The sequence below is a fragment of the uncultured Campylobacter sp. genome, from assembly GCF_905372745.1.
Classification (GTDB): domain Bacteria; phylum Campylobacterota; class Campylobacteria; order Campylobacterales; family Campylobacteraceae; genus Campylobacter_A.
Genome location: NZ_CAJPQR010000010.1, coordinates 13,128 through 39,380, shown reverse-complemented (window position 1 = coordinate 39,380; position 26,253 = coordinate 13,128). Strand labels below are relative to the sequence as shown.

Sequence of the window (26,253 nt, the reverse complement as noted above, 5' to 3'; positions counted from 1 at the left end):
TAGCCTTAAATTTGTCCGCTTTGAACCCAAATGAGGCACAATGTTAGAAACTTTTTTACTATTTTTCTCTATCCTACTTATCGCTTGTATCGTCTCTAGCAAGGTTTCAGATAGATTCGGCGTTCCGTCCTTGGTCGTTTTTTTAGCAGTCGGTATGCTTGCAGGCTCGGACGGGCTGCTCGGACTTGATTTTGATAATCGCCAAATCGCCCAAGACGTAGGTACTATCGCGCTTATTTTTATACTTTACGCTGGCGGTCTTGATACGAATCTAAAATCGATCCGCCCAGTCATGATAAACGGCATCATCCTAGCGACTCTTGGCGTCGTGCTTACTGCTGGCATGATAGCCGTGCTGGTAAAATACCTGTTAGGCCTTGACTGGCTGGAGGCTTTGCTTTTTGGCTCTATCATCTCCTCGACCGATGCTGCGGCGGTGTTTGCAATACTTGGGGCGAAGGAAATTTCGCTGCGAAACAACATCCGTCCGCTTTTGGAGCTAGAGTCCGGATCAAACGACCCGATGGCGATCTTTTTAACCGTCACAATACTGCAAATCATCTCCATAGCTACGATCCCTAGCGTTCCGGACGTCGCGCTTACGTTAGTAAAGCAGTTTTTGCTAGGCGGGCTAATGGGATATATGTTCGGCGTCGCGCTGCCGGGGCTTTTTAACCGCCTTAGGCTTGAGTACTGGGGACTTTACCCCGTGTTTTCGATGGCTTGGGTCATGCTTTTATACGTGCTGGCGGGTAAGGTCGGCGGCAACGGCTTTCTTGCCGTATATATCGCGGGAATGTTTATAAACAAAAAAGAGTTTGCGCATAAGAAAAATTTGATCGGTTTTCACGACGGTATCGCGTGGACGATGCAAATCGTCATCTTTTTGACGCTGGGACTTTTGGTAAATCCTTCCCAGCTGCCCGCCGTCGCGCTTGCGGGCGCCGTGGTCGCATTTTGGATCATGTTCGTCGCGCGTCCTATGGGTGTTTTTCTCTCGCTTTTGCTTTCTAGGTATAATGTTAAAGAAAAGATATTTATCTCATGGGTAGGACTTCGCGGCGTCGTTCCTATCGTACTTGCGACCTATCCGTTCGGGGCAAATTTACCGAATTCGGAGCTAATCTTTAACACGATATTTTTCGTAGTATTCGTCTCGATCATCATCCAGGGCATGACGCTAGAAAAGGTCGCGCAAAAATGCGGCGTCAAAGAAGAAGCCGTGCCAAAAGAGGTCGAGATGTCGAATTTACCGATCTTTTACCACACTTTACGCCAGCACACCATACGCTTTGACTCCGAAGTCGTGGGCAAAAACCTAGCCGAGCTTGAGCTTCCTAGCGACTTTTTGGTGCTACTCATCAAGCGCAAGGGCGAATACATCAAACCGACGGGTTCATCGGTGTTTGAGGAGGGCGACTTGCTACTGATCCAGTGCGAGGACGAAAACAAATACAACGAAACCTTAAAAACGTTTACGGCGTAAATTTGCTGCCGTTTGCGTAAATTTTAAAGAAAGGAAACAGAAATGAAATTTGAGGATTTGACTTTATCTACATTTTCAAGCGCGTTTCGTAGAATAAGAAATAAAAGAGGGCTTAATAAAAATAAAGAGAAAGGCGTTAAAGATGAAAAATAAAGCATTAATTATAGCTATGCTTTTAAGTGCGTTTAGTTTAAGTGCTTTTGCTAATATTGATTGTGATGACCCAAAAAATAGACCTAGATTTATAGGGGGGGGGTTATGATAAGTGCTGGTAAAAAAGAGTGCGACGTCGCTCGCGGCTCGGCTGCACGCGCAAAAGAGGATTTAGAATTAACTATCGGACGTAACCCAGTAACGGGCAAGGTAACGTCAAGAGCCGAATTGGCGGGCGGCGATAAGGCTACGAATAACCTAGAAGCAGCGCAGATGAATTTTGGTAAAGCGGAGCAGGCGCTAAAAGACGCAGAAGAGGCTTACGAGGGCGACCGCAGCGTTAAAAACTCTCGTCGCGTCGATAAGGCGCGTAAAGCGTTTAAGCAGGCGCAGCTAGACTTAGAGGCGGCGGAAGAGATAAAAGAGAAAGCCGATAGAAAAAAGGACAAGTAGCCTGCTCAAATTTGAGTTTGAACGAGCCAAGGATCAAGAGGGAAGCCCTCTTGATCAAATTTAACAATCTGGCGTTTAGCCTCCTAAGCGGCGAAGCCGCTTAGGGGTATATTTAAATCTAGCTTAAATTTAGCCGAATTTATCTTTCAAATTTAACCCTCTTTTACTCCAAAGCCTGCGCGAGATCGGCGATGAGGTCGTCTGCGTTCTCTAGGCCGACGCTGATTCTGATTAGCTCCTTTGTTATGCCTGCCTTTATTAGCTCCTCGCTTGAGAGCTGCTGATGCGTAGTGGAGGCCGGGTGCGTGATGAGCGACTTGGAGTCGCCGATATTTACGACGATTTTAAAGAGCTTTACCTTTCCGAGCATCTTTACGGCGCGCTCATAGCTATCGGTTTCAAAGCACATTAGCCCGCTAGCCATGCCGTCCTTGAAGTATTTTTGCGCCTTTTCGTGCTCCGAGTCGCTTTTTAGCGTCGGATAGGTTACGCGTTTTACGTATTTGTGCGAGTTTAAAAACTCGGCGATTTTGCGCGCATTTTGTGAGTGCCTCTCGATACGAACGCTTAACGTCTCAAGCCCCTGGATGAGCTGCCATGAGTTAAAAGGCGAGATCGTAGCGCCTATGTCGCGCACTAAAGCCACTCTCATGCGCAGCGTATAGATGTCGAATTTATCCGCCATCTGCGCGTAAACTAGCCCGTGATAGCTCTCGTCAGGCTCGTTAAAGTGCGCGTATCTGGCGTTGCCGACTAGTTTGGCGTTTAAATTTTTGCTAGCTACGACTGCGCCCGCTAGGCTTAGGCCCTGGCCGCAGATATATTTGCTCGCGCTATGCACGACGACGTCTACGCCGTGATTTAGCGGTTGGAAAATGATCGGCGTAGGTACGGTGTTATCTGCGATTGTTACGACGCCGTGCTTATCCGCGATCTCGACGATCTTTTTAAAATTCGGGATTGCGATTTGCGGGTTTGATAGCGTCTCGAAAAATATCGCGCGCGTTTTGTCGTCTATCAAATTTTCAAGATCGTCCGCGCTGTCGCTGTCAAACACCCGCGCCTCGATGCCAAAACGCTTAAGCGTGTGCATGAAAAGAACCATCGTGCCGCCGTAAATTTTCTTTGCCACGATGATGTTGTCGCCGACCGCGGCTAAATTTGCGATCGAGTAGAAAATCGCCGACTGACCGCTAGCCGTCACGATAGAGGCCGAGCCCTCCTCGAGCGCGGCTATACGGCTCTCTAGCACGTCCGTCGTCGGGTTGCCTAGCCTCGTGTAGATGTGGCCAGGGTCTTCTAGCGCGAACCTCGCCGCAGCCGAATCGGCGCTGCCGAAATCATAAGCCGTAGTCTGATAAATCGGCACCGCCATGGCGCCGGGGCCTGCCTTGGTGTCGTAGCCGTAGTGCGTGGCGATCGTCTCTTTTTGCATCTTTTCTCCTTGTAAAATTTGCGCGCATTATAACCGCTAAAAGTTTAAATTGGTATAATTGGGCTTTTGAAAGGAAAAAATGGCTGAACAAAACGACAAATTTAAGCGCGTAAAATACCTGCGCGGTCTGGAAAAATTCGCAAAAGCGGCGATTAGCGCGCTAAAAAGAGAGGATTTTAACGAGGACGAATTTCGCGCTAGGGTGGGCAAAAACGCTGAAATTTTACGCAAGATCGAGCCGGTTTTTTTAGACAACGCCTACTCGAAATCTCTTGAAAATTTCGTAAATTTAGTCGTAAAAGGCGGCGATAGAGGCGAGCTGGTGGCCTACGCCAACGCGCTAGAAAAGCTAAAAAACCAAAAAACCTATAAAAAAGAAAAACATAGAAAAAAATATAAGGACGAAGAGTGAAATGCGTGATATTTGACATGGACGGCACGCTCATAGATAGCGCAAAAGCGATCTGCGAGACGGTAAACGAGGTGCGGCGAGAGCTGGGGCTTGATGGCGATCTGGCCGCGGAGTTTATCGTAAAGGCCATAAACGAGCCGGGGCGAAATTTGGGGCTTGACTTTTACGGTATAGATAAGCCCGATATGAAGCTGCGGGATAACTTTGAAGCTAAATTTAAGAAAAACTACCACGAATACGCCGCGGCATACGAGGGTGTCGATGGACTATTAGCCGGGCTAAAAGAGGCTGGGCATTTCGTCGCTCTAGCTAGCAATGCGCCGCGATATACTTTGGATGAAATTTTACAAAGAAGCGGGATATTTAAATTTTTCGATCTCATCGTCGGAGCGGACGAAAACGTACCTCAAAAACCAGATCCGGCGATGTTAAATTTGATACTAAAATCAGGCGAATTCGATAAAGCGATATTTGTCGGAGATAGTAAAAAAGACGAGCTTGCCGCACGTAATGCGGATATGAGATATCTAAACGTTTGCTGGGGTTTTGGTAGCCAAAGTCCAAGCTGCGACAATGTATTTACTGTGGCAGAAGCCGCCCTATACATCGAGAAGTTATAAAAATTTAGCGCATTATTTTACGAGAAATAATACGTATTTTAAGATTTGCGAAAGGTTTTAAAATTTATGGATTATGATATATTTTCTCAAAGTCCGAGAGAAAAATTCTTTGATATTTTATTTAACGCGAACAAAAACTTAGTCGAAAACGAGCTTGAAAAGACCTTTGAAAAATTTATCGCGATGAGTGAATTTTGCGAAAAAAGCGGCTTTGACGAAACGGCGCAAAATTCGTTTATTTCTCAAAATCAGACGCTTATAAACGAGCGGCTAAACGACATTTATATCGGGCTTAGTGGGGATATTTTAAGTCAAAATGAGTAAAATAGCCGTTATATTTTCGTTGTTTTTATCGCTGGCTTTCGGCGCGGTAAATTTCGAGGAAGAGCATCTTTTTGAGCTTAAAAAAGACGAGTGGGCGCGGGTTTTCGTAACCAAAAAGGGCACAAACGAGCGAGAGAGCTTTGACTTTCGCTGGACGCTTTTTGATAACACGAACATTATCGTGCATTCGCGCTACCGAAACTATCCTCGCCAGCTTGTTATGTCGCTAAGGCGCGGCCTTGAAACCTATAAGCAGACTTTGATACCAGATCTTAAGTTTCCGCCTAGCGACCGCGTCGCGCTATATCTGGTTTTTGAGGATTTTAAGCAAGGCGTAGCGAAATTTCGCGTGCTGATAAACGACGACGAACAGCGCGTAGATGTTGAGTTTTTGGATCCGCCAAGAAAGCAGAGCGGCGCTCAAAACAGCGCGCAAAACGCCAAGTAAAAGCAAAATTTAAGTGAGCCTAAATGGAAAAAATCGATCTGATAATGAAAAATTTTATCGCGGAGCTTGGCTATGAGCCTGCAAATGCGATGTTTGCGCGGATAAATTCGGGCAAAAAGCTGCGCTCTAAGTTGCTTTTAAAAATAGCGGGCGAAAGCGAGAAGAGTCTTAAAATTTGCGCGATTACCGAGCTTATTCACCTAGCTAGCTTGCTTCACGACGACGTGATAGATGACGCGGACACCAGGCGCGGAAGCCCGAGTATAAACGCGAGCTTTGGCACTAAAAACGCCGTTATGCTGGGCGATATCCTCTACTCGAAAGGCTTTTACGAGCTGTCGAAATTCCCGCACGAGATCGCGGGCGAGATATCGGGCGCGGTTAGCAAGCTAAGCGTGGGCGAGATGATGGACGTGGATCTCTCGGCTAAATTTAACGACGATAAGTCTGCATACGAAACGATGATCTACTATAAAACCGCCGTTTTGATCGAGGCTGCGGCTGCGGTCGGAGCGATGTTAGCAGGACTTGATGCGCGTAATTTTAAAATTTACGGTAAAAACTTAGGCCTAGCTTTTCAGATCGTAGACGACATCCTAGACGTCACGCAAGACGCCGCGACGCTTGGAAAGCCCAATTTCAGCGACTTTAAAGAGGGCAAAACGACGCTACCTTACATTTATCTTTACGAAAGCTTAAACGAAGCGGACAAAGAGAAGCTAAAAAGCTTGTTTAAAAAGGACCTGAGCGAGGCCGAGCGAGGCTGGGTGAGGGCGAAGATGAACGAAACGGGCGCGATAAAAAAAAGCATAGAAGCGGCTAAAAATTTAGGCGAGCAGGCGATAAAATCGGTAGAAAAATTTAACGTAGACGGCCTAGAAAGTATCGTAAAATCAATGATAGACAGGGAATTTTGATGCATTACGCAAGCGTGAGCTTTACGCATAAAAACACCGATATATCCGTGCGCGAAAAGCTTTCTTTTTCTAACATCGAGCGCAAAAACGAAATTTTACGCCTCATTAGCTCCAGCCAAAACATCAACGAGTGCATGGTGCTAAGCACCTGCAACCGCGTCGAGATCATCGCTAGCGTAAAGACGGTCGAAGGCGCTAGCAAGCACATCATCGCCTGCATGTCGCTCATCTGCGGCATCCCTTTTGAGGAGCTGCAAAGCAGAGCCGACATCTACGAGGATAACGGCGCCGTGCATCATCTCTTTGCCGTAGCTAGCTCGCTAGATAGTCTTGTTATCGGCGAAACGCAGATCGCGGGCCAGCTAAAAGAGGCGTATAAATTTGCCCGCGCTAACGGTAAATGCGGTGCGAAGCTCGGCAGGGCGATGGAGTTTGCCTTTAAGTGCGCGGCGGAGGTACGAAACAAAACCGAAATCTCCAAAAACCCGATCTCGGTCTCAAGCGTCGCGGTGGCGAAGGCTAAGGAAATTTTCGGCACGCTAAACGGCATGGTCGCCGTGATAGTAGGCGCTGGCGAGATGGCGGAGCTAGCCGCAAAGCATCTAATCGCAAGCGGCGCGAGAACGATAATCATCAGCCGAAACAAAGAGCGCGCTAAAAATTTGGCCCTGACGCTAGGGGACAATAACGAATACGACTCGCTTTCAAACGTAGCGCAGTACATAAATAAATATCAAATCATATTTTCCGCGACCGCCGCGCCGCATCCGGTTTTGATCGACGCGATGGTAGAGCCAAAGGAGTTTAAGCGTTACTTTTTTGATATAGCCGTGCCGCGCGATATCGCGATCACGCAGGGCGAAAATATTAAAATTTACGCCGTGGACGACCTGCAAGAGATCGTAAATAAAAATCTTGCCCTGCGCGAGGAACAGGCGCAGATCGCGTACGGCATCGTCGGGCGAAATACGGCGGCGTTTTTCCAAATGCTGCGCGAGCTAGCCGTCACGCCGCTAATCAAAGGCATAAGAGAGCAGGCTAAAGAGTGCGCCGAAAGAGAAGTCGCAAAAGCCCTAAAAAAGGGCTATCTAAAACATAGCGACAAAGAGGAGGCGTATCGCCTCATACATCAGGTTTTTAAGGCGTTTTTGCACGCGCCGACGATAAATCTAAAAAGCCTCGCGGGTGCTGCCGGAAGCGAAGCGCAGCTAAGAGCCGTCGGGGAGATCTTTAACGTCGCGGAGCAAACGCCGCAAGAAGAAAATAACGAATTTGAATGGGAGAACGAATGAAATTTAGCAAATTTTACGCGCCGACGGCAAAAGAAGCGCCCAAAGACGCAAGCCTGGCAAGTCATAAATTTTTGCTCCGAGCGGGCTACGCCGAGCAGGTAGGCAGCGGACTTTACAACTTTTTGCCGCTTGGCAAACGTGTGCTTGAAAATATAAAAAATATCGTCAAAGAGGAGCTTGACGAAGCGGGCGCGCAGGAGATCTCGATGAGCTTCGTCACGTCTGCGGATCTTTGGCGCGAGAGCGGGCGGTATGAGTTTTACGGCAAGGAGCTTTTGCGCTTTAAGGACCGCAAAGAAAACGACTTTGTCCTAAGCCCGACCAACGAAGAGAGCGTGGTCGCGCTCGTGCGAGGCAAGGTAACGTCATATAAACAGCTGCCGCTAAATTTGTATCAGATAAATACCAAATTTAGAGACGAGGCGAGGCCGAGATTCGGGCTGCTTAGAGGGCGAGAGTTTTTGATGAAGGACGGATATAGCTTCCACGCAAACGCCGAGGATCTGGACCGCGAATTTGACCTGATGGAGAAAACTTATAGCAAAATTTTTACTCGCCTCGGGTTAAATTTCCGCGCGGTTAGAGCCGATAGCGGCGCGATAGGCGGCAGCGGAAGTAAAGAGTTTATGGTGCTGGCAAATAGCGGCGAGGACGACATCATCGTCTGCGAAAACTGCGACTACGCCGCAAACATAGAGGCCGCAACCCGCGCAAAACGAACGACGCAGGCTGAGCGGCCAGAGGCTGACGCGGCTAAATTTTTAACTCCAAATACCAAAACCATCAAAGAGGTGGCAGAGTTTTTTAGAGTTGATGAGTTTTACTGCATAAAAGCGGTGATAAAAAAGGCGATTTTTATCGGCGATAAATGCGAAAAAAGCGAGAAAATCGTGGTATTTTTCGTGCGCGGCGAGGACGAACTACAAGAGGTCAAGGCCCAAAACGCATGCGGGGCGCTCGAGCTAGCGGACGCGACTGAAGCCGAGATCGCGGCAGCCGGGTTAGTCGGCGGATTTTGCGGGCCGGTTGGGCTAAAAGGCGTAGAGTTTTACATCGATAAGGAGCTTCGCGGCGAATCACAGATGATCTGCGGCGCGAACGAGCGGGATTATCACTTTGTAGGCGTTAGCGTTAGCAGCTTTAACGCGGAGCGTTTCAAGGACCTAACCGCCGTAAAAGCCGGCGATAAATGCCCTTGCTGCGGCGGAAATTTAAGCGTTAGCAAAGGTATCGAGGTCGGACATATATTTAAGCTAGGCACCAAGTACTCAGAGCCGATGGGTGCGACGTTTTTGGACGAAAACGGCAAGGCAAAACCGTTTATCATGGGCTGCTACGGCATCGGCGTTAGCCGCCTGGTCGCCGTCGCCGTCGAGGCTAGCCACGACGAAAAAGGCATAATCTGGAACGAAACCCTAGCTCCGTTTAAATTTGAAATCATCGTCTCAAATTTAAAGGACGAAGAGGGCGTCAAATTTGCGCAGGGACTTTACGAGGACCTACGCAAGGCGGGCGTTTCGGTGCTGCTTGACGATAGAAACGAGCGCTTTGGCGTAAAAATGAGCGAATTTGAGCTGATGGGATTTCCTTATGCCGTGATCGTGGGCAAGGGGCTAGCAGAAGGCATGGTAGAGCTCGTTACGCGAGATGGCTTAGTTAAAGAAACGGTCAAAGCGAGCGAAATTTTAGTGCGCTTAAAGAGCCTATGATAAAGCATTTTTTTACGCCCTACGTCGTTTTGGAGATCGTGGCGGCGTATTTTTTTATCCACGCGTACGGATTTTTAAATTTAGTCCTAGAGGTCATCGCTACGGCTGTTTTGGGGCTATTTTTTATGTTTCGCGTCGGATTTTTTCAGCTCACGAGCAATATCGCGTTTTTTAAGCCCTCAGACGTCTTTAGTAGCGTAGGTATGGCGATCGGGGGATTTTTTATGTTTATCCCGGGGCTTATCACCGATGTTTTGGGCGCGGCGATCGTAGCTGTCGCTTTTTTTGCAAATTTAAAAAACGGCGGCGAACGCAAGAGCGGGAGCGAATATTATTACGAAAAATTTGAGAGCGGACAGAGCAAACCGCGCGATGATGGCGAGATCATCGACGTCGAAGTTGTAGAAGAAAAGAGGCAAATATGGAAAAACTAAAAATCGCAACGAGAAAAAGCGTGCTAGCTATGTGGCAAAGCGAGCATATCAGGGATAAAATTTTAGCCCGCTATCCGCAAATCGCGGTCGAGCTAACGGGCATGAAAACCAAAGGCGACGTGATCCTAGACACTCCGCTGGCTAAAATCGGCGGCAAGGGGCTGTTTACGAAAGAGCTGGAAGACAGCATGCTAAGCGGAGAAACGCACATCGCCGTGCATAGTCTAAAAGACGTGCCCGTCGTATTTCCGGAGGGGCTAGTGCTAGCGGCTATCTGCTCGCGCGAGGACGTGAGAGACGCGATGCTAAGCGAAAAATACGCTAAATTTGAGGATCTGCCAGGGGGCGCGCGCGTGGGCACGACGAGTCTGCGCCGCAAAATGCAGCTTTTAGCGATGCGCCCCGATCTTGAGATCATCTCGCTACGAGGCAACGTCCAAACTCGTTTGCGCAAGCTAAAAGAGGGCGAATTTGACGCGATCATCCTAGCGATGGCGGGCGTAAACCGCTTAAATTTACGCTCCGAAGTCGCGCATATCGTGCCGTTTGAGCTAGATCAGATGGTGCCTGCGATGGGGCAGGGTGCGCTTGGTATCGAGGCTAGAGAGGATGCTGAAATTTTAAATTTGATAGAGTTCCTAAAAGACGAAAAAGCCGTGATAGAGACGACTGTGGAGCGCGATTTCGTCGCGATGCTAGAGGGCGGCTGCCAGGTGCCTATCGGCGTAAATGCAAATTTAAACGGCGATAAGATCGAGATACGCGCGGTCGTGGGACTGCCCGACGGCAGCGAGAGCATACGCGAAAATATCGTCGCGCAAAAAAGCCAGTGGAAGAGCGTAGGCGCCGAGCTTGGACGGATATTTATCGGCAAGGGCGCAAAAGAGCTGCTAAAACGCGCCGAGGAGATGGCGAATATATGAGAAAAGCGCTTATTTTAGCGTTCTTGACGTCCGCGCTTTTTGCGCAGGTAGATTTAGAACTTATTTATTCGCTCTTTACCGATAAAAATTTCGATAAAAACGCCTATTTTAAAGGCGAGATGCGAGATCGCTTAAAAAATAATTTTTACTCATCGGACAAATTTGACGAAATCAAAGTCGCCAAACTCGGCCGGAGTGGCGAATTTAGCGGGATATTTCGCGTTTGGCTCGCTTCTAAAAACGGCACATCCCTTGATTTATACATTTTTGCTAAAGAAGACGGTATTTATGCGCTTAGATCTCTCGCTCAAACCGGCATTATAGAGGCGATGATAAGGGGCTATGAGACTGCGAGCGAGGCGGAAAAGGCGCAACTTAGAGCAATGGGCGGGGATATAGAAAATTTAAGGCTGATTTTAGCAAACGATAATGCATTGCTAAAATTCGGACGCGAAAACGAGGCGAAATTTGAAGAGCTGTTTGCGCTATATCAAAAGGACGAAGCGGCGGCAAACGAAGCCGTAAAGCGATTACATCTATCTCATGCGGCGTACGACGGCGGAGTTTTTGAGCTTATTATTGGCGGCGTAACGGATAACGTAGTGGGTTTTATGCGCGTGGAAAATAAACCCGATCTGCCGCAGATGAGTCCGAGCGAGTTTATAATGCTAGAACGGCTCTCTCCAAACTCAAAATGGTACCTTTTTAAGACGACTTAGACCGATGGAGGCAACCCTAGCCGGTTTTCACTTTTTGCTTGCCTTAACGCTGCAAATTTAGCGCCATGCGCTTTTGGTTAGAGGTTGTAAGAGATCAAATTTTTGCTAAGTCGGCGTTAAATTAGCGTATCCGCCAAAACCGATAATTTTTACGATTTTACTAATTTTTCGGCAGTTAAAGTTGTGTTTTTGGCTCAAAATGTTTACAAATTTAACTCAAACGCGGCCAAAATTTTAGCTTCAAAAACGGCTCGTTCGGATATAAATTATTAAGGAAAAATATGGACTACATCAAGCTTCTAAAAGATAATGGCCTGCTGCGCGTCATAGATGAGCCCGCGGATATCGATCTGGAGATCGCGCACGCAAGCTACATCGAGGTCAAGCGCGAAAACTCGCAGGCGCTGCTTTTTACAAATCCCATCTGCAAAAAAACGGGGCGTAAATTTGCCCCCGTACTAACAAACATCTACGGCTCAAAGCGCGCTTTAGAGCTTATTTTCGGACGCGAGCCAGACGAGATCGCGAGCGAGATAGAAAAGCTTTTAAAGCCTAAAAAACCTAAGAGCTTTGGTGAAAAGCTAAATTTTGCCGCTTATTTGTTTGAGATGAGAAAAATTTTTACAAAAAGATTAAAAGGCGAGGGCGAGTGTCAGCAGGTCAAATTTACTGGCGAGGATGTCGATTTATTCTCGCTTCCAGTGCTAAAAACATGGCCGCTTGACGGTGGTGCCTTTATCACGATGGGGCAGGTCTATACGCAGAGCCCGGGCGGCGAACTGCAAAACGTCGGTATGTACCGATTGCAAATTTATGGTAAAAATCGCCTCGGCATGCACTGGCAGATCCACAAAGACGGCGCAAATTTCTTTAACGAATACAAGCGCGCTGGCCGCAAGATGCCCGTATCCGTGGCAATAGGAGGCGATCCGCTATATATCTGGTGCGGTCAGGCGCCGCTGCCAAAGGGCGTGTTTGAGCTGTTGCTTTACGGTTTTATCCGCAAAGAGCCCGCCAAACTCGTAAAGTCGCTAACGAATGAAATTTACGTCCCGCACGACGCGGACTACGTGATCGAGGGCTTTGTGGATACGGATAAATTTGAGCTTGAGGGGCCTTTTGGCGATCATACCGGCTTTTATACGCCGATCGAGCCTTTTCCGGTGATGGAGGTCACGGCGATCACGAGCAAGCGTGAGCCCCTGTTTCACGCGACCGTAGTCGGCAAGCCGCCGCTTGAGGATAAGTATATGGGCTGGGCGACCGAGCGCATTTTCTTGCCGCTTTTGCGCACGACGGTACCCGAGCTTCTAGACTACAACATGCCTGAAAACGGCGTCTTTCACAACCTCATTTTAGCTAAGATAAACGCCCTTTATCCCGCGCACGCCAAGCAGGCAATGCACGCGTTTTGGGGCGTGGGGCAGATGAGTTTCGTTAAGCACGCGGTTTTTGTGGGCGAGGATGCTCCAAATTTGAGCGATTATGACGCGCTTACGGAGCATATTTTAAACCGCTTCGGCGATAAAAGCCTGCTAATCAGCGAGGGCGTGTGCGATCAGCTCGATCACGCGAGTCCAAACTCGTGCTTTGGCGGTAAGCTGGGAATCGACGCGACGCAGGATTTTTCGGCGCCTGCGCCGGTACTTTTGGACGACGCCGCGCTGCTTGCTAAATTTAAAGAAATAGAGCCAAATTTAACGCAGCTAGCGCAGTTTAAAACAAATACCAAAACTCCGATTTGCGTCGTTAAATTTGACAAAAACCGCCTCGTAAAAGAGGTTTTTGATGAGCTTTTGAAATTTAAAGAGTACTTTAAACTACTCGTTTTCGTTGGGCCCGAAAACCGTCTGGAAAATCCATATATGCTGCTTTGGCGCGTGACGAATAATATCGACGCTCTGCGTGATATCTACGTGCGTGAGGGTGCGGTCTGCATCGACGCCACCGCAAAAGGCGAGGCCGAGGGCTATACGCGTGGCTGGCCGCTGCAAACCGACTGCAACCGCGAAGTCGTGGCTGATCTCGTTAAGCGCGGCATAGTAAAAGATGAGCCTGAGCTATTTAACAAATTTGAGATTTTCGGATAGATTTTAAAATCGGCAAATTTGAGAGGCTAAATTTGCTGAGCCGCTTAAATAAATTCGTTTTTCAAGCGCCTTTTTAGCCCGAATTTTATAAAATCGCAAAATGGATAAAGAACGCCTAATAATCGATAAATTTAGCAACTCCTTCATCGGCGACGACGGCGCTGTGGTGACGCATGAGCGCGGCAAATGGGTGTATAGTAAGGATCTTTTTTGCGAGGGGACGCACTTCCTGGTAGGCTGGCTTAGCATGGAGGAGATCGCGCGCAAGGCGATGCTCGTAAATCTCTCCGACGCCGTCGCGATGAATGCCGAGCCTAAATTTGCGCTTTTGGGACTTGGGCTACCAAAAAACACGAGCGCGGCGCAGATCTCGGCGCTACGCAAGGGATTTGCGGACGTTTGCGACGAGTACGGCGTGACTATCATCGGCGGCGACACGATCGGTAGCGATAAAATTTTACTTAGCGTTACGATTATCTCGCGGCTTTGCGGCAAGGCGGTTTTGCGAAGCGGAGCAAAAAAGGGCGATCTGGTCGCTTTTACGGGCGAGCTTGGAGGCAGTCTAAAAGGGCTTAGGACGCTTTTAAATGGCGGACGGGTCGCGTCAAATTCGCGCTTTAAAAGGCCTATTTTAAAAGATAAATTTTTCTACGCCGCAGCAAGCAAGATAAACGCCGCTATGGACGTTTCAGACGGGCTTGGCGTAGATCTAGCCAAGCTTTGCGTGCAGAGTCGGTGCGGGGCAAAATTTAGCAAACGGCTAAGCAAACGCGAGCTAAATAGCGGCGAGGAATACGAGATTTTATTTACGTTTAGTCCGAAAAACCGCGCTAAAATCTTAAGCCTAGCACGCAAAACCCGCACCAAGATCACGATTTTTGCCAAAATAACGAAAGGAAAATTTAAAAGCAATGCAAGAAACCACCATTTTTAAGCCTCTCTACGCGCTCACTCACGCGCCCATTAATGCATATTTTAGTAAAAATTCGGACGATTTTGTGGTGCGCGAGATCCCGCTTTACGCATTTAGCGGGCAGGGCGAGCACCTCATCGTTGAAATTTGCAAAAAAGACATGACGACGCAAGAAGCCTTGCATGCGCTAAGCGAAATAAGCGGCGTAAAGATGCGAGATTTTGGCTACGCGGGGCTAAAAGACAAGCAGGGCATGACGACGCAGTTTATCTCGATGCCGCGTAAATTTGAGGCTATGCTAGCAAATTTTAGCCACGAAAAGATGAAAATTTTAAGCCTTGCCGCGCACGACAATAAACTGCGCATCGGGCACCTAAAAGGCAATAGCTTTTTTATCCGCCTAAAAAAAGTGATGCCTAGCGAGGCCGCCAAACTCGAGCAAGCCGTGCGAAACGTGGGCGAGGCGGGATATGCTAACTACTTTGGCTATCAGCGTTTCGGTAAATACGGCGACAATGCGCAAAGCGGGCTGGAACTGCTAAAATCGGGCACCGTAAACGGCAAAAAGAGCAAAAATCCAAAGCTAAACGACTTTTTGATCTCGGCCTTTCAGAGCGATCTTTTTAACCGCTGGCTTAGCAAACGCGTGGAGATTTCGAGATTTGCGCAGGATTTTAGCCTAGGCGAGCTAGCTCAAATTTACCCTTATCTTGACGGCGCGATTTTGAAAAATTTAAAATCGCAAAAGAGATTTTTTAAGCTTATTGAGGGCGAAGTTTTGGGGCACTACCCGCACGGCAAGTGTTTTTTATGTGAGGATTTGGACGCAGAGGGGGCGCGCTTTGACGCGAGAGATATCACTAGCTGCGGGCTGATCGCGGGCGCAAAGGCGTATGAGGCGCAGGGCGCGGCGAAAGCGGTAGAGGATCAAATTTTCGCGCAGGCAAATGAATATAAAGCTAAAATGACGGGATCTAGGCGCTTTGCGTGGTGTTATTTGGAGGATGCCGGCTACAAATACAACGAGGAGAAGGCGCACTTTACGATAAATTTCACGCTACAAAAAGGAAGCTACGCGACGGTGGTGCTGGAGGAAATGTTACACAAAAATATCTTTGAGTAGGGCGGCTTGTCTTTTCCGCCATAAGTCGTTAGCGGCTCGGCTTTGGTCGTGGACGACTAGCCCGTTCCCTTGCCTCTGTCTGGTCTGAGTCGTTTTAAGCTTAAATTTGAGGCTAATTTACCAAAATTTACACACCGATACCCGTATCCTAAAACCGCTAAATTTAACCATAGAGTAAGACGCGGGCGACGCGAAATGCGAGAGTTTTAGGCTCGTTTGGATATAATGGATTTGCGAATTTATATTTTAAAAGGATTAAAAATGGCGAATATTTTTCTTTGCTCTTACTTTGCGCAGGTCGCGACTAGGATTAACGAACGGATAAAATTTAGCGGCAAAAACGTCGTTTTCATAGATACCGCGGCGAAATTTGAAGAGGTAAATTTCTACGTCGGCGAAGCGGCGGAGATTTTAGAAAAATTAGGCGCGAAGCTAATACGCCTTGACGTCTCTCGCGCCCAGAATTCGGCGGCGTTAGTATCAGAGCAGGACGAATCCTTTTATGGCGATGAAATTTTAGCCGCTATTAGTCGGTGCGACGTCATTTACGTTAGCGGCGGAAATACGTTTTATCTGCTTAAAGAGCTACGAAAATCGCGCGCCGCCCAAGCTATAAAAAACGCGGTCAAAGCGGGTAAAATTTACGTCGGCGAGTCGGCGGGAGCGATCGCGGCGGCTCCGGATACGAAATATGCTACGCTGATGGATGAAAATAGCGCAAAAATGAGCGATTTTACGGGGTTAAATTTGGTTGATTTTTGCGTCGTGCCGCACTTTGGCTGCGAGCCTTTTACGGAGGCTACGCGCGAGATTATGGCGAAATTCGGCGATGTTTGCGACTTGCGCGCGATAAATAACGACGAATTTATCGAGGCTTAAAGCCTTTTACGGCGCGGGTCGCAAAGTGCGGCGCGGAGTTTTGTATCGCATAAAATTTAAACGAGGTTGAGCGATGAAGAAAATTTTGATTTTTACGCTTGCGGCCGTTTGCGCGTTTGCGGGCGATTTTAGGTTGCTAGGCCCCGGCGAGACGGCGCACGGCCTGCCTTTTAGCGCGCTTTTTGATAAAAAAGACGGTAAATATTCGCCCAAAAACGGCATCCGCGTAAAGCTGCTTTTAGCAGGAGGTAAATTTAAGATGAATATAGGCGATAAAAGCGCTACGTCCGGCAAGGTAAAGATAAATGGCAAGAGTTTTGACGAGATAGCAAAGCAAAAATTTGACGTAACGAACGAAGGCGGCGTCTATACGATGCGGGAGAGTAGGTAAGCGGACGGGAATTCGCGCTTGGCTGAGACGGCGTAAAAGGCGCGCGAGGCTTTAGCTTAATAAATTTAAAAACTGCGTAAAAAATAAAAAGAAAGAGGGCAGATAAAGATCGCGGCTTAGCCTGACGCGCGGAGTTAAATTTAGCTTTTTTAGCTCACGGCTGGCTTTTGAGCTACTCGCAACGAGACTGGCTTATTTTATGACGGCAAAATTTACTATCCGTGTTTAAATTTAGCGCGTCGGGCTTTATTTTTTGATGATTTTTTAGTAAAATGGGCGCTAAATTTAAAGGAGAAAATATGCCAAAAGACGCAAACGGAACCGAACTAAACGCGGGAGATAACGTAACCCTGATAAAAGATCTAAAAGTAAAAGGCGCTGGCGCGACGCTAAAGCGCGGAACCATGGTAAAAAACATCAAGCTCACGGACGACGACAAAGAAATCGAAGGCAAGATCGATAAAATGGGCGTTATAGTGCTAAAGACGGAGTTTTTAAAGAAGGCTTAATCTCGTCTATAAAAAACGCAAATTTGACGCGATAAGTCGCTCGTTAAATTTATATGCCTAACGATATTTGCGTGGTTTTTTATTTGTTTCAAAGGTCGCAAAATCACATCCAAGCTATCCTTAAACCCGAAAAAGCTATAATCGCGCCCAAGGTATGGCAAGTGATTGCTTTTGCGTATGCAAAAGAGGAAAGTCCGAGCTGCAATAAGACGGAGTTCCATCTAACGGATGGCTGGGGCGACCCAAGGGACAGTGTAACAGAAAGCAAACTGCCGCTTCGGCGGTAAAGGTGAAACGGTGGGGTAAGAGCCCACCAGCGCGGCGTGCAAGCGCGGCGGCTATATAAACCCAACTCGCAGCAAGAAGGGATGGTTTTGAGTCTTATGTCAAACCCTTCGCTAGAGCCAAATTGTAAAATTTGGAGTAGATAAATAATCACTCACGACAGAACTCGGCTTATCGCCATGCCTTTTTTACTACTTTTATTTCATCAAGTTTTTAAATTTATGTGTTTTTACTGCGACAAACCGCTATCTTAACGGCGCGTTTTGCAAATTTAAGCTGAGGTTTGCGGCGACCGTGCGGCAAAGTAAAATTTGATCAAATTTGGCGAGGCGGAATTGGGTTTAAATTTGACGGCTACGGATAGGGTTTAAATTTGAAACTGCGCAAGGCGCGTTTTTGGAGCCTAAATATCCCAAATTTCTAAAATTTGCGGACACGCAGCGCTAACAGCTAGCTTAAATTTAGATTTTTGTTCGTCGCTCGGTTCGTCTATGGTCTCAAATTTTCCAAACAGTTCGGCAACTTCAAGCCAGCCTGCTATATCCAGGTTAAATTTAACCAAATTTGACGCGCAAAGATAACCCGCGTCATGATCGTAAAAAGCAACCTTGCCGTCATCTAAACAGACAAGCCAAAGATCGCCCGTTCCCGTATCTGCAAAGATATAAAACTCGCGCACTATCTCGCTCTCGCCCTCAAAAACAAATTTCGTTTCATTGTTAAATTTGGCTAATTCATGCTCCTTTAGCACTCTAAAGTCGCCCGCTATATCCGCACCGAGTCTATTTTTTAAAGCGTCCTTTATAGCGTTTTTCGTCATATTTTTTGCCTTTGTTGGGTAAATTTTAGAAGAAAATTTGAGATAAAAGCGCCGTAAATTTAAGAAATTATTTACGACGCCATGTATTTTTTTACGTTTTTTAGTTTTTCTAGCTCTTTGCCTAGCTTTGCTTTATTTTCTTGGATCAAATTTATCGCTGCGCCCAGGAGCTCTTTGGCTTGCAGGGCTTCCTCTAGGCTGTCAAATTTGCTAGGCGCTTCGTTTGCTAGCGCCGCGATAGCCTCCGCATCATCGTTAGCGACGGCGATTTTTAGCTCATCCAGCCACATCGGCTTGTCCGGTCGTTTCTTTCCAAGCTTCTAGTAGCTGCTTTGTGACGCTTACGACCTCGTTTAGGCTCTGCTCGTCGTTGTTTATATTTGCCATGGCTAGTAGCTGGATCTGCCTGGTATAAAGGCCGCTCAGATAGTGCGCGATGTTGCCTTGGTTGTAGTCTAGCGAGTTTAGAAGCTCGACGAAAATCGCGTTTGTGCGGTTTATAAAATATACTTTTTTCTCCACGTCGTTTTCTTGCATCGCTTTTTTGGCTCTAAAGACAAATCTCAAAACGCCCTCGTAAAGCATCTCGATGAGCTTAGTAGGCGACTCGATGCCGCCTACGGCATTTTGCGAATACGCAGCGTGTGCAGTGTTGTATTGCATAAATTTACCTTTTATTTTTTATTATATTCGGCTTCGATCATCGATTTTAGCGACGAAAATTGGCTATTTAGCTTGCTGATGATCTTATCGTATGCTAAAAATCGCTCTTCCATCGTGGCGTACTTCGCGTCTAGCGACTTTTGCGTCCTTTCTTTTTCGGCATCGAGCGTTTTTTTCTCCTCGATCAGGCTTTGTCCGTATTTGGTTAAAGAGCCGTTTTTTGAGTTGATTAGCCCGTCTACAGTCTTTTTCGCCGAGGAAAAGATGCCGTTTACGGTCGTGCTTTTAGGCGTTATCGTAGATTCGCTTAGGCCTACCGCGTTTAGCGTGGCGGGCGAGCCTTTTATGCTTATTGCCGTACCGTTTGTGGTTTTTAGCGTTATTTTGTCCTCGCTTGAGGCTATGGTAGCTTGCACGCCAGCGATACCTGCGTCGTTTATGGCTTTTAGTAGAGCTAGTGCATTTTGCTTTGAGGTATTCGTAGCCGCAGTAGCCGGTAAATTTATCTTTTTGCCGTTTATGACTAGATCTTCGTTTGCGATAGTTAGCGAGCCGGCGTCTACGGCTTTAGAGCTAAAGGCCTGAGCCGTGCCGTAGGTCGTGCCTCCTGCGAATATCTTTTGCACGCTTTGCAAATCCTCGTCTAGCTTTCTACCCAGTTTTGAGCTATCAAGCTCCAGCAAGCCCTCTTTATTCAAGCTTAGCCCGTAGTCGGCTAAATTTGCGGTTTTGGTTACGCCGTTTTTATCGGTGTAGGTTTGATTGGCAAATAAAATTTTATTTAGCATCGATTTTATGCCCGTTATCTCGCTCACGCCTTGAAAAGTACCCGATTTTTTCGTATCGCTATCGTAGTCGGTGGCGACTTTTAGGTTGTTGGTAAGATTATTGTATGCCGTAACTAGGCTTTGCATACTCTCTTTTATAGCGCTTGCGTCCTCTTTGATGCTAAAAGTCGTCTTGCCCGTATCTTTTAGCTTTATCGTCATTCCTAAATTTAAATCTTTTACCTCGTTGCCGCTTCGTTTTATCGTGATACCGTTGTAGACGAACTCTGCATCTTGCGCGGTTGAGATTTTATTACTAGCGATATTTGCGCTGTCCCAGCCGAGCTTTTGCAAGACGTCCGATGCGCCGCTTAGAGCCGATCCGTCGCTATCTACGTCGGTGATTTCGATCTTGTTTTCAGCACCCGTTTCTTTTGATTGCAGTATAAGCTGATACGGATCTTCTCCGCCTACTTTCATCGCTTTTGCCGAAACGGCGCCGTTTGTGACCTCGTTTATCTTATCGGCTAGCTCTTCAAGCGTAGTGGAGCTTCTTACTTCTATTTTATGCGTCGTGCCCCCGACTTTTATGCCAAATGTTCCGTTTTTGCCGATAAATGAGCTTGAGGTGGCAAATTTGGTGCTTTGATAAACGTCTTTTTTGGCTAGCTGCCTTACGTCTATTTCTATATCTTGTACCGCCACGCCCGCGCTTGCGGTCACCTCCGCGCTTTTGCCGTCTGCGGTGGTAGTTCTTTTTTGATACGAGCTATCGTCTGCTAGAGTTGAAACCGAGGAGCGAAAGGTACTGATGAGTGTTTTTAGAGCTGTTAGATCCTTTTGCTTCGTCGCATTTGCCGTGATTTTAGAGGTCACCGGTTTTATCTGACCCGCTTCGTCGGCGGCTTTTAGCTTATCTATAACGTCTTGAGTTAGAACTTGGCTTCCAAAGCCGAGTGAAGAAACTTTACCTAGCGCCATTTTAGCTCTCCTTGTCAAATAATACGCCGACGGCTTCTTTAAAATACTCGCTTAGCTTCATCGCCTGCTCGGTCGGGATTTTGCGAATAACTTCGCCTGTTTTCATCTCCATTACGTTTACATACATCGCGCCTATTTTATCGTTATAGCCAAAGCGTATGCTGGTGCCTAGATCTTCCATTTGTTTATTTAGTTTTTCGGTGGCTTCTTTTACTTCTTTGCTTAGCGTTTCGTTATTTTGCTCGGTTAAATTACGCGTTGCGTCATGCTGGATGTGAGTTTGCTCGACCTCTCTAGTTTGAGTAGAGCTTTGCGCATGCGAGCTTGTAGCTACGTTTGCCATCGGCTGGCTTGCCGCTTTGAAAATTTCCATATTTTCTCCTTTAAATGTTTGCTAGCTTCTATATCGTCAAATTTGCAAATTTTTTTAGCCCCGCCGGGCAAATTTTTTCTTAATTTAAATTTTCGCATAAATTTGTTAAAATCCAGCCTAAATCAAGGCGGAAAGGAGAATTCGTGAAAATTTCGCTTGAGTGCGACTGCATTTTGCTAGGGGAGTCGCTAAGGTTATTTTTAAGAGATTTTATCTCGCCTAAAAAAGATTGCGATTTTATCGTGGCTGATAAAAAGATAGAAGCAAAAAAGCCCGTTTTCGTGATCGCCGAGCACTCTCCTCATCTAAAAATCCCTTTTAGCAAAGAAGTCCTTATCTCCGCGCTTGAGGAGTTTTATTCGGCGATTCAGTTTTCAGAACCCGTCGCGCCTTCTTGCACGACCTCGCCCGCATTTGTTATAAAAGAAGAAGCCGCATCGCAAAACGGTTCAAATTTGGAGCTTGAAGTTTCAAATTTGATAGATAAATTTAAAGAAGAGCTGCTCGCGATTCTAAGGAAAACTCGTTGAAAAATCTCTACGCTACGATTTCAAGCGGTAAATTTAAGGGTAAAAAGCTGCTTTTGCCATCGCTTCAAACTACGCGAAGCACCAAAAGCATCGTCAAAGGCTCGTTTTTCGACTCGTTTCGTTACGAGCTAGCTGGTAAGGTTTTTATCGAGGCTTTCGGCGGTAGCGCGCTGATGGCTGCAGAAGCGCTAAGTAACGGCGCGGTAAAGGCCTACGCGGTAGAAATTGATAAAAACGCCTACAAAATCGCGATACAAAACGCTAAACTTATCGGTGACGAGCTAGAAATCATAAACGGCGATACTTTTGATACTACTCCCGCCATCGTCACGAGGCAAAATTTGCCCGTTATCTTGTATCTTGATCCGCCTTTTGATATCAGAGACGGCTTTGCGGATATTTATGAAAAGTGCGTAAATTTGGTGCTAAATTTGCCTAAAGATAAAATTTACCTGATCGCTTTTGAGCATGCTAGCCACCTAAATTTACCGGAAAGCATCGGTGCGTTTACGCTTTTAAAATCTAAAAAATTCGGAAATACTTCGCTTAGCTACTACTCTTAAATTCTTGCGTCAAATTTGGAATGCTAATTGCTTTTAGTCCTTGAAAATACAAATTTAAGGACAAAAATGAAACTAGCGGCATGCTTGCTAACCCTTGCTATATCGGCTTTTGCGGCGCAGATAAAAGACATCGCAAATGTCGTGGGCGTGAGGGAAAATCAGCTGATAGGATACGGCCTGGTCGTAGGCCTAAACGGCTCTGGCGACGGCAGTAGCTCGGAGTTTACGATCCAGTCTCTTTCAAATATGCTTCAAAGCGTGAATGTAAAAATAAAGCCAGACGACATCAAATCAAAAAACACCGCCGCGGTAATGGTTATCGCAAAGCTGCCGCCATTTGCTAGGCAGGGCGATAAGCTTGACGTCGTAATCTCATCTATCGGCGACGCAAAGAGCCTTCAGGGCGGAACGCTTTTGATGACTCCGCTTAAGGGAGTGGACGGCGACATTTACGCTCTAGCGCAGGGCTCGCTAACCATAGGCGGCAAGACGGCATCTCGCGGCGGAGCAAGCAAGGATGGTAACCACGTAACTGCGGGTACGATCCCAAGCGGCGCGATCGTGGAGCGCGAGATAGCATACGATATCTATAATCAAGAAGCGATATTTTTAAGCTTAAAGGAGTCGAATTTCGACACCGCTTCAAATATCCAAAGAGCCGTAAATTTAAATCTAGGCGGCGAAACTGCGACGGCTATCGACTCTAGAACCATCAAAGTATCAAAACCGGAAGGCTCAAACGCGGTTGAGTTTATCGCTAAGGTGTTAAATTTAGACGTTGATTATAAAGCACTAGATAAAATCGTAATCGACGAGCGAACCGGTACGATAGTAAGCGGTATAAATATCACGGTTGATCCAGTCGTCATCACGCACAGAGATATCACGATAAAGATAGAACCTAGCTCGTATGGCGATATGGCTGCAAATCAGCAAACAATCGATCTGCAAGACGGCGCAGCGGTTGATCCGCTAACTAATATGCTAAAAATCAGCGGCGAAAAAACAACCGTAGCTAGCGTCGCAAGGGCGCTAAGCAAGATGGGCGCGACGCCTAGCGACATCATCGCGATAATGGAAAATCTAAAACGCGTAGGCGCTATACACGTAAATTTGGAGATAATATAATGTTAAACGTAGATACTTCGGCGGCTTTAAGCTCGTATAATAAATTTGCCACGAGCTCTATCGAAAATAGACGCACGGATAAGCCTCAAAGCGAGCAAGACGCGCTTTTAAAAGAGCAAACCGACGCTTTTGAGGCGTTTTTGGTTAAAAGCGTGCTAGATATCGCGCTAAAGGATGAAAATCCGTTATTTGGCAAAGATGCCGGAGACGAGATATATCACTCGATGTATAACGATACGATGAGTAAGGCTCTGAGCGGAAATTTGGGCTTTAGCGAACTTTTATTCAATTATTTGAAAGAAAGGGCTTAAGAAATTTCAAAATTTGCCGATTTAGTTTCTAACAAATCTAAAAAGGCTTTAAAATGATAGGAACTTTGGGAGCTAAACTGGGCATGAGCCCACAGCAAATCACTCGCTCAAACGACGTAAAAAAGAGCGAAAACATGGAAAAAACACAAGGCAAAGAAGAAAGCAAGGTTGCAAAGATAGCCGAGCAGATCGCAAACGGAACATATAAACTAGATATGTCCAAGACTGCAAAAGCCGTTGCCGATACGCTTTTATAAGATTTTTTGTCCTTGCGTAAAAAGAAAGGACAAAAATGCTTAAAAGATATTTGGATGAGGCGATGGGGGTGCTAGACGAGCTCATCGCTCAAACTACGGAAGATATAGAAAAGATAAAACTAGCCGATCACACTAAGGTCGATGATAGCGTTAGACGCAAAAACGAGCTGGTTAAAAAATTCGAATCTATAAAATCGCTGCTAGATAAAGAGCTTTTAAGAGTCTCAAAGGAAAACGGCGGGGCAAATTTAAGCTCTATCCTAGATGATGAGGTAAAATCATCTCTCGCACTTATGCGCTCAAAGCTTGAAGAGCTCTACTCAAAAAACAAAGAATACGCAAAATACGTCGTCGGAGTGAAAGAATTTTTCGATAGCTTGCTAAAAAATATGTTTAAAAGCGAGCCCGGCAACTACGATAAAGAAGGCTTGATGCCTGAAAGTTTATTTAAAACGAGGGTTTAAAAATGGCTAATATTTTTTCGTCTTTACATATCGGGATGAGCGGCCTAGATGCCGCGCAGACGCAAATCACTACGACAGGACACAACATAACAAACGCCGATAGCGAGCACTACACGAGGCAGCGCGTCGTACAGTCTGCTAGAGAGCCTTTTCACGATATGCCGGGCGACATCGGTACTGGCACTAAGGTCGATACGGTCGTGCGCGTGCATGACGAGTTTACATTCGCTAGGCTTCGTACTTCAAATATAAATTTAGAATCAAGCGAATATAAAAAGCAAATTTTAGAAGAGATTTCTCAGCGCTTCCCCGATCTGCAAAGCGTAGGTATAGGCAGAGATTTGCAAAATTATTTTAACGCGTGGAACAACCTTGCATCAAACCCGACGGAAGGCTCGCAGAAGGTAAATTTGCTAAATTCGGCCTCGACGCTATCAAATAGTATAAATAAAGCCCGCGATATGCTAACCAAGATACAAAAAGACGTGGACTCGCAGGTAGAGGTTTCCGTAAACGAAATCAACAAATACGCCAAGCAAATCGCGCAGATAAATAAAGAGATCGTCCGGGTCGAATCAGTCGGCACTACTAGAGCAAACGACCTACGAGATAAACGCGATCAGCTCGAGCTTGCGATGTCAAAGCTCGTAGGTATTAGCGTATTTAAAGGGCAACTACAAAGCAGTAATGTCGATCCGACCGTAACCGATATGGGTACGAAGCATCAGATAAATATATCCGGATTTAACATCGTAGACGGCACGACGTATCATCCGCTAACAGTCGATAGGATAAGCGATAAGAGCGATTTTAAAGGCGTATTTTTTGAGAGGAACGACGGTAAAAAGGTCGATCTAAACGGACGAATTTCAGGCGGTAAACTAGGCGCCGCGCTGGATCTACGCGGACGCAGGGTGGACGATAGCGGAGAGTTTCAAGACGGAACCATACAAAAATACATCGACAACCTAAATACGTTTGCTAAAGGCATCATCAACGAGACGAACAATATCTACGCCAAATCAGCCGTAGAAAACGCCGTAACGGACGAACTAGACGGTTTAAGCAACTCTAGGACGCTGATGAATTTTAATAACGACATCAAGCACGGTAGCTTTGACGTCGTAGTTTATAATAACCAAGGCCAAGAAGTCGCACGCAAGACGATAAACGTAAACGCAACCACGTCTATGAACGACAACACGCGCGGCAACTCTATCGTGCGGGACTTTAACTCCGACACCGACGACAACGGCGATAATAACTCGCTAAACGACGTGGACGATTATTTTCAGGCAAACTATCAATATGACGCGGCGACGGGCAAAGGTACGTTTGGCGTAACAGCTAAAAGAAATGCCGGAGAATACAGCGTTGCTTTTGTAGACCGTGGTACGAATTTCCCGGGTATAATCGGGATAAATAGGGTCTTTGAGGGCGGAAATGCAAAAAATATGAGCGTAAAAAGCGAGCTAACCGAAAATCCGCACAAGCTAAAAGCCTACTCAAATCCGACTCCGGGCAACAACGAAGTCGCAAACGATATGGTGCAAATGCAGTATAAAAAAATAATATTTTACTCCGATAAGCATGCGGACAAGGAGGAGAGCGTCGAGGGCTACTACCGCTATATCACAACCGATCTAGCCAGCCAGACTCAAGCAAATAACGATCTAAACGACGCAAATACAGCTATCCATAAAGTTGCTATGTCTGAGTACCAGTCGGTTAGCGGCGTAAATTTAAACGAGGAGCTAACAAATCTCATACGTTTTCAAAGCAGCTACGGCGCGGCGGCCAAAATCATCACGACCGTAGAAAAGATGCTCGATACCTTGCTGACGCTAAAACAGTAAATTTAAATTTCTTTTAGCCTTTCTG

At 46.6% G+C, this 26,253-nt stretch carries 31 protein-coding genes and 1 other RNA gene; 26 read left to right on the top strand and 6 right to left on the bottom strand.

Features of this window, described 5'->3' with window-relative positions; translation table 11 throughout:
• The first annotated feature begins 40 nt into the window (after window positions 1–40).
• Window positions 41–1,486 carry a potassium/proton antiporter gene (locus QZ157_RS04415; RefSeq protein ID WP_295142324.1) on the top strand — a complete coding sequence of 482 codons (1,446 nt, stop codon included), beginning with the start codon at window positions 41–43 and terminating at the stop codon, window positions 1,484–1,486.
• A 258-nt stretch (window positions 1,487–1,744) separates the two neighbouring features.
• Window positions 1,745–2,092 carry a hypothetical protein gene (locus QZ157_RS04410; RefSeq protein WP_295142322.1) on the top strand — a complete coding sequence of 116 codons (348 nt, stop codon included), beginning with the start codon at window positions 1,745–1,747 and terminating at the stop codon, window positions 2,090–2,092.
• 163 nt (window positions 2,093–2,255) lie between these two features.
• Here the strand turns inward: QZ157_RS04410 and QZ157_RS04405 are convergent, their stop codons facing one another.
• Window positions 2,256–3,527 carry an aminotransferase class I/II-fold pyridoxal phosphate-dependent enzyme gene (locus tag QZ157_RS04405; protein WP_295142320.1) on the bottom strand — a complete coding sequence of 424 codons (1,272 nt, stop codon included), beginning with the start codon at window positions 3,525–3,527 and terminating at the stop codon, window positions 2,256–2,258.
• Between the two features lie 79 nt (window positions 3,528–3,606).
• Between QZ157_RS04405 and QZ157_RS04400 the strand changes: the two genes are divergently transcribed.
• The 17 genes from QZ157_RS04400 (at window position 3,607) to rnpB (ending at window position 17,705) form a co-directional block, all read left to right on the top strand.
• Complete coding sequence (locus QZ157_RS04400) at window positions 3,607–3,939, top strand: hypothetical protein (RefSeq protein WP_295142317.1); 333 nt, start codon at window positions 3,607–3,609, stop codon at window positions 3,937–3,939.
• Window positions 3,936–4,559 carry an HAD family hydrolase gene (locus QZ157_RS04395; protein ID WP_295142314.1) on the top strand — a complete coding sequence of 208 codons (624 nt, stop codon included), beginning with the start codon at window positions 3,936–3,938 and terminating at the stop codon, window positions 4,557–4,559. The genes QZ157_RS04400 and QZ157_RS04395 overlap by 4 nt, the downstream gene beginning before the upstream one ends.
• A 66-nt stretch (window positions 4,560–4,625) precedes the next feature.
• Window positions 4,626–4,883, top strand: a complete 258-nt coding sequence (locus QZ157_RS04390; RefSeq protein WP_295142312.1) for a DUF2018 family protein — start codon at window positions 4,626–4,628, stop codon at window positions 4,881–4,883.
• Window positions 4,876–5,331: a hypothetical protein gene (locus QZ157_RS04385; RefSeq protein ID WP_295142310.1), complete on the top strand. Its 456-nt coding sequence runs from the start codon at window positions 4,876–4,878 to the stop codon at window positions 5,329–5,331. Before QZ157_RS04390 ends, QZ157_RS04385 begins: the two co-directional genes overlap by 8 nt.
• Window positions 5,332–5,354: 23 nt before the next feature.
• The gene (locus QZ157_RS04380) at window positions 5,355–6,248 is read left to right on the top strand and encodes a polyprenyl synthetase family protein (protein WP_295142307.1); all 894 of its coding nucleotides are present in this window, start codon (window positions 5,355–5,357) and stop codon (window positions 6,246–6,248) included.
• Window positions 6,248–7,540 (top strand): glutamyl-tRNA reductase, encoded by a 1,293-nt coding sequence (hemA, locus tag QZ157_RS04375; protein WP_295142305.1) that lies wholly within the window; start codon window positions 6,248–6,250, stop codon window positions 7,538–7,540. The genes QZ157_RS04380 and hemA overlap by 1 nt, the downstream gene beginning before the upstream one ends.
• Window positions 7,537–9,249 (top strand): proline--tRNA ligase, encoded by a 1,713-nt coding sequence (locus QZ157_RS04370; protein ID WP_295142433.1) that lies wholly within the window; start codon window positions 7,537–7,539, stop codon window positions 9,247–9,249. Before hemA ends, QZ157_RS04370 begins: the two co-directional genes overlap by 4 nt.
• Window positions 9,246–9,683 (top strand): FxsA family protein, encoded by a 438-nt coding sequence (locus QZ157_RS04365; protein ID WP_295142302.1) that lies wholly within the window; start codon window positions 9,246–9,248, stop codon window positions 9,681–9,683. Before QZ157_RS04370 ends, QZ157_RS04365 begins: the two co-directional genes overlap by 4 nt.
• The gene (hemC, locus tag QZ157_RS04360) at window positions 9,671–10,606 is read left to right on the top strand and encodes a hydroxymethylbilane synthase (RefSeq protein WP_295142299.1); all 936 of its coding nucleotides are present in this window, start codon (window positions 9,671–9,673) and stop codon (window positions 10,604–10,606) included. The genes QZ157_RS04365 and hemC overlap by 13 nt, the downstream gene beginning before the upstream one ends.
• The gene (locus QZ157_RS04355; protein WP_295142296.1) at window positions 10,603–11,325 is read left to right on the top strand and encodes a hypothetical protein; all 723 of its coding nucleotides are present in this window, start codon (window positions 10,603–10,605) and stop codon (window positions 11,323–11,325) included. Before hemC ends, QZ157_RS04355 begins: the two co-directional genes overlap by 4 nt.
• 281 nt (window positions 11,326–11,606) lie before the next feature.
• Entirely contained in the window at window positions 11,607–13,415 is a 1,809-nt protein-coding gene (locus tag QZ157_RS04350) for a menaquinone biosynthesis decarboxylase (protein ID WP_295142294.1), read from the top strand.
• Between the two features lie 100 nt (window positions 13,416–13,515).
• On the top strand, window positions 13,516–14,349 hold the full coding sequence (locus QZ157_RS04345) for a thiamine-phosphate kinase (RefSeq protein WP_295142291.1): 834 nt from the start codon (window positions 13,516–13,518) through the stop codon (window positions 14,347–14,349).
• On the top strand, window positions 14,327–15,451 hold the full coding sequence (gene truD, locus QZ157_RS04340) for a tRNA pseudouridine(13) synthase TruD (protein WP_295142288.1): 1,125 nt from the start codon (window positions 14,327–14,329) through the stop codon (window positions 15,449–15,451). Before QZ157_RS04345 ends, truD begins: the two co-directional genes overlap by 23 nt.
• Before the next feature lie 261 nt (window positions 15,452–15,712).
• Window positions 15,713–16,330: a Type 1 glutamine amidotransferase-like domain-containing protein gene (locus tag QZ157_RS04335; protein ID WP_295142286.1), complete on the top strand. Its 618-nt coding sequence runs from the start codon at window positions 15,713–15,715 to the stop codon at window positions 16,328–16,330.
• A gap of 73 nt (window positions 16,331–16,403) precedes the next feature.
• Window positions 16,404–16,721, top strand: a complete 318-nt coding sequence (locus QZ157_RS04330; RefSeq protein WP_295142284.1) for a hypothetical protein — start codon at window positions 16,404–16,406, stop codon at window positions 16,719–16,721.
• A gap of 299 nt (window positions 16,722–17,020) precedes the next feature.
• A complete protein-coding gene (locus tag QZ157_RS04325) occupies window positions 17,021–17,230 on the top strand; it encodes an alkylphosphonate utilization protein (RefSeq protein ID WP_185898507.1) in 210 nt (69 codons plus the stop codon).
• A gap of 149 nt (window positions 17,231–17,379) precedes the next feature.
• Window positions 17,380–17,705, top strand: an RNA gene (gene rnpB, locus QZ157_RS04320) — RNase P RNA component class A.
• Window positions 17,706–17,918: 213 nt separating this feature from the next.
• Here the strand turns inward: rnpB and QZ157_RS04315 are convergent.
• From QZ157_RS04315 to QZ157_RS04295, 5 genes are all read right to left on the bottom strand, one after another.
• The gene (locus tag QZ157_RS04315; protein ID WP_295142280.1) at window positions 17,919–18,335 is read right to left on the bottom strand and encodes a hypothetical protein; all 417 of its coding nucleotides are present in this window, start codon (window positions 18,333–18,335) and stop codon (window positions 17,919–17,921) included.
• 71 nt (window positions 18,336–18,406) lie between these two features.
• Window positions 18,407–18,625, bottom strand: a complete 219-nt coding sequence (locus tag QZ157_RS04310; RefSeq protein WP_295142277.1) for a hypothetical protein — start codon at window positions 18,623–18,625, stop codon at window positions 18,407–18,409.
• Window positions 18,612–18,998 carry a flagellar export chaperone FliS gene (gene fliS / locus QZ157_RS04305; protein ID WP_295142274.1) on the bottom strand — a complete coding sequence of 129 codons (387 nt, stop codon included), beginning with the start codon at window positions 18,996–18,998 and terminating at the stop codon, window positions 18,612–18,614. The genes QZ157_RS04310 and fliS overlap by 14 nt, the downstream gene beginning before the upstream one ends.
• Before the next feature lie 11 nt (window positions 18,999–19,009).
• Entirely contained in the window at window positions 19,010–20,746 is a 1,737-nt protein-coding gene (fliD, locus tag QZ157_RS04300) for a flagellar filament capping protein FliD (protein WP_295142271.1), read from the bottom strand.
• 1 nt (window position 20,747) lies between these two features.
• On the bottom strand, window positions 20,748–21,119 hold the full coding sequence (locus QZ157_RS04295) for a FlaG family protein (RefSeq protein WP_295142268.1): 372 nt from the start codon (window positions 21,117–21,119) through the stop codon (window positions 20,748–20,750).
• 143 nt (window positions 21,120–21,262) lie between these two features.
• Here QZ157_RS04295 and QZ157_RS04290 point away from each other — a divergent pair, with 143 nt between their 5' ends.
• The 7 genes from QZ157_RS04290 (at window position 21,263) to flgK (ending at window position 26,228) form a co-directional block, all read left to right on the top strand.
• The gene (locus tag QZ157_RS04290) at window positions 21,263–21,649 is read left to right on the top strand and encodes a hypothetical protein (protein ID WP_295142266.1); all 387 of its coding nucleotides are present in this window, start codon (window positions 21,263–21,265) and stop codon (window positions 21,647–21,649) included.
• Window positions 21,646–22,212, top strand: coding sequence for a 16S rRNA (guanine(966)-N(2))-methyltransferase RsmD (gene rsmD, locus QZ157_RS04285; protein ID WP_295142263.1), 567 nt, complete (start codon window positions 21,646–21,648; stop codon window positions 22,210–22,212). Before QZ157_RS04290 ends, rsmD begins: the two co-directional genes overlap by 4 nt.
• Window positions 22,213–22,278: 66 nt before the next feature.
• Window positions 22,279–23,340 carry a flagellar basal body P-ring protein FlgI gene (locus QZ157_RS04280; protein WP_295142262.1) on the top strand — a complete coding sequence of 354 codons (1,062 nt, stop codon included), beginning with the start codon at window positions 22,279–22,281 and terminating at the stop codon, window positions 23,338–23,340.
• Window positions 23,340–23,651 (top strand): rod-binding protein, encoded by a 312-nt coding sequence (locus tag QZ157_RS04275; protein ID WP_004321285.1) that lies wholly within the window; start codon window positions 23,340–23,342, stop codon window positions 23,649–23,651. Before QZ157_RS04280 ends, QZ157_RS04275 begins: the two co-directional genes overlap by 1 nt.
• A gap of 53 nt (window positions 23,652–23,704) precedes the next feature.
• Window positions 23,705–23,908 (top strand): flagellar biosynthesis anti-sigma factor FlgM, encoded by a 204-nt coding sequence (locus QZ157_RS04270; RefSeq protein ID WP_122873807.1) that lies wholly within the window; start codon window positions 23,705–23,707, stop codon window positions 23,906–23,908.
• Between the two features lie 35 nt (window positions 23,909–23,943).
• Complete coding sequence (flgN, locus tag QZ157_RS04265) at window positions 23,944–24,372, top strand: flagellar export chaperone FlgN (protein WP_295142257.1); 429 nt, start codon at window positions 23,944–23,946, stop codon at window positions 24,370–24,372.
• 2 nt (window positions 24,373–24,374) lie between these two features.
• Window positions 24,375–26,228, top strand: a complete 1,854-nt coding sequence (flgK, locus tag QZ157_RS04260; RefSeq protein WP_295142255.1) for a flagellar hook-associated protein FlgK — start codon at window positions 24,375–24,377, stop codon at window positions 26,226–26,228.
• The last annotated feature ends 25 nt before the right edge of the window (window positions 26,229–26,253 follow it).

Coding starts and splice junctions, on each gene's coding strand:
- QZ157_RS04415 (WP_295142324.1), top strand. CDS start 41: ATGTTAGAAACTTTTTTACTATTTTTCTCTATCCTACTTATCGCTTGT.
- QZ157_RS04410 (WP_295142322.1), top strand. CDS start 1,745: ATGATAAGTGCTGGTAAAAAAGAGTGCGACGTCGCTCGCGGCTCGGCT.
- QZ157_RS04405 (WP_295142320.1), bottom strand. CDS start 3,527: ATGCAAAAAGAGACGATCGCCACGCACTACGGCTACGACACCAAGGCA.
- QZ157_RS04400 (WP_295142317.1), top strand. CDS start 3,607: ATGGCTGAACAAAACGACAAATTTAAGCGCGTAAAATACCTGCGCGGT.
- QZ157_RS04390 (WP_295142312.1), top strand. CDS start 4,626: ATGGATTATGATATATTTTCTCAAAGTCCGAGAGAAAAATTCTTTGAT.
- QZ157_RS04385 (WP_295142310.1), top strand. CDS start 4,876: ATGAGTAAAATAGCCGTTATATTTTCGTTGTTTTTATCGCTGGCTTTC.
- QZ157_RS04380 (WP_295142307.1), top strand. CDS start 5,355: ATGGAAAAAATCGATCTGATAATGAAAAATTTTATCGCGGAGCTTGGC.
- hemA (WP_295142305.1), top strand. CDS start 6,248: ATGCATTACGCAAGCGTGAGCTTTACGCATAAAAACACCGATATATCC.
- QZ157_RS04370 (WP_295142433.1), top strand. CDS start 7,537: ATGAAATTTAGCAAATTTTACGCGCCGACGGCAAAAGAAGCGCCCAAA.
- QZ157_RS04365 (WP_295142302.1), top strand. CDS start 9,246: ATGATAAAGCATTTTTTTACGCCCTACGTCGTTTTGGAGATCGTGGCG.
- hemC (WP_295142299.1), top strand. CDS start 9,671: ATGGAAAAACTAAAAATCGCAACGAGAAAAAGCGTGCTAGCTATGTGG.
- QZ157_RS04355 (WP_295142296.1), top strand. CDS start 10,603: ATGAGAAAAGCGCTTATTTTAGCGTTCTTGACGTCCGCGCTTTTTGCG.
- QZ157_RS04350 (WP_295142294.1), top strand. CDS start 11,607: ATGGACTACATCAAGCTTCTAAAAGATAATGGCCTGCTGCGCGTCATA.
- QZ157_RS04345 (WP_295142291.1), top strand. CDS start 13,516: ATGGATAAAGAACGCCTAATAATCGATAAATTTAGCAACTCCTTCATC.
- truD (WP_295142288.1), top strand. CDS start 14,327: ATGCAAGAAACCACCATTTTTAAGCCTCTCTACGCGCTCACTCACGCG.
- QZ157_RS04335 (WP_295142286.1), top strand. CDS start 15,713: ATGGCGAATATTTTTCTTTGCTCTTACTTTGCGCAGGTCGCGACTAGG.
- QZ157_RS04330 (WP_295142284.1), top strand. CDS start 16,404: ATGAAGAAAATTTTGATTTTTACGCTTGCGGCCGTTTGCGCGTTTGCG.
- QZ157_RS04325 (WP_185898507.1), top strand. CDS start 17,021: ATGCCAAAAGACGCAAACGGAACCGAACTAAACGCGGGAGATAACGTA.
- QZ157_RS04315 (WP_295142280.1), bottom strand. CDS start 18,335: ATGACGAAAAACGCTATAAAGGACGCTTTAAAAAATAGACTCGGTGCG.
- QZ157_RS04310 (WP_295142277.1), bottom strand. CDS start 18,625: ATGTGGCTGGATGAGCTAAAAATCGCCGTCGCTAACGATGATGCGGAG.
- fliS (WP_295142274.1), bottom strand. CDS start 18,998: ATGCAATACAACACTGCACACGCTGCGTATTCGCAAAATGCCGTAGGC.
- fliD (WP_295142271.1), bottom strand. CDS start 20,746: ATGGCGCTAGGTAAAGTTTCTTCACTCGGCTTTGGAAGCCAAGTTCTA.
- QZ157_RS04295 (WP_295142268.1), bottom strand. CDS start 21,119: ATGGAAATTTTCAAAGCGGCAAGCCAGCCGATGGCAAACGTAGCTACA.
- QZ157_RS04280 (WP_295142262.1), top strand. CDS start 22,279: ATGAAACTAGCGGCATGCTTGCTAACCCTTGCTATATCGGCTTTTGCG.
- QZ157_RS04275 (WP_004321285.1), top strand. CDS start 23,340: ATGTTAAACGTAGATACTTCGGCGGCTTTAAGCTCGTATAATAAATTT.
- QZ157_RS04270 (WP_122873807.1), top strand. CDS start 23,705: ATGATAGGAACTTTGGGAGCTAAACTGGGCATGAGCCCACAGCAAATC.
- flgN (WP_295142257.1), top strand. CDS start 23,944: ATGCTTAAAAGATATTTGGATGAGGCGATGGGGGTGCTAGACGAGCTC.
- flgK (WP_295142255.1), top strand. CDS start 24,375: ATGGCTAATATTTTTTCGTCTTTACATATCGGGATGAGCGGCCTAGAT.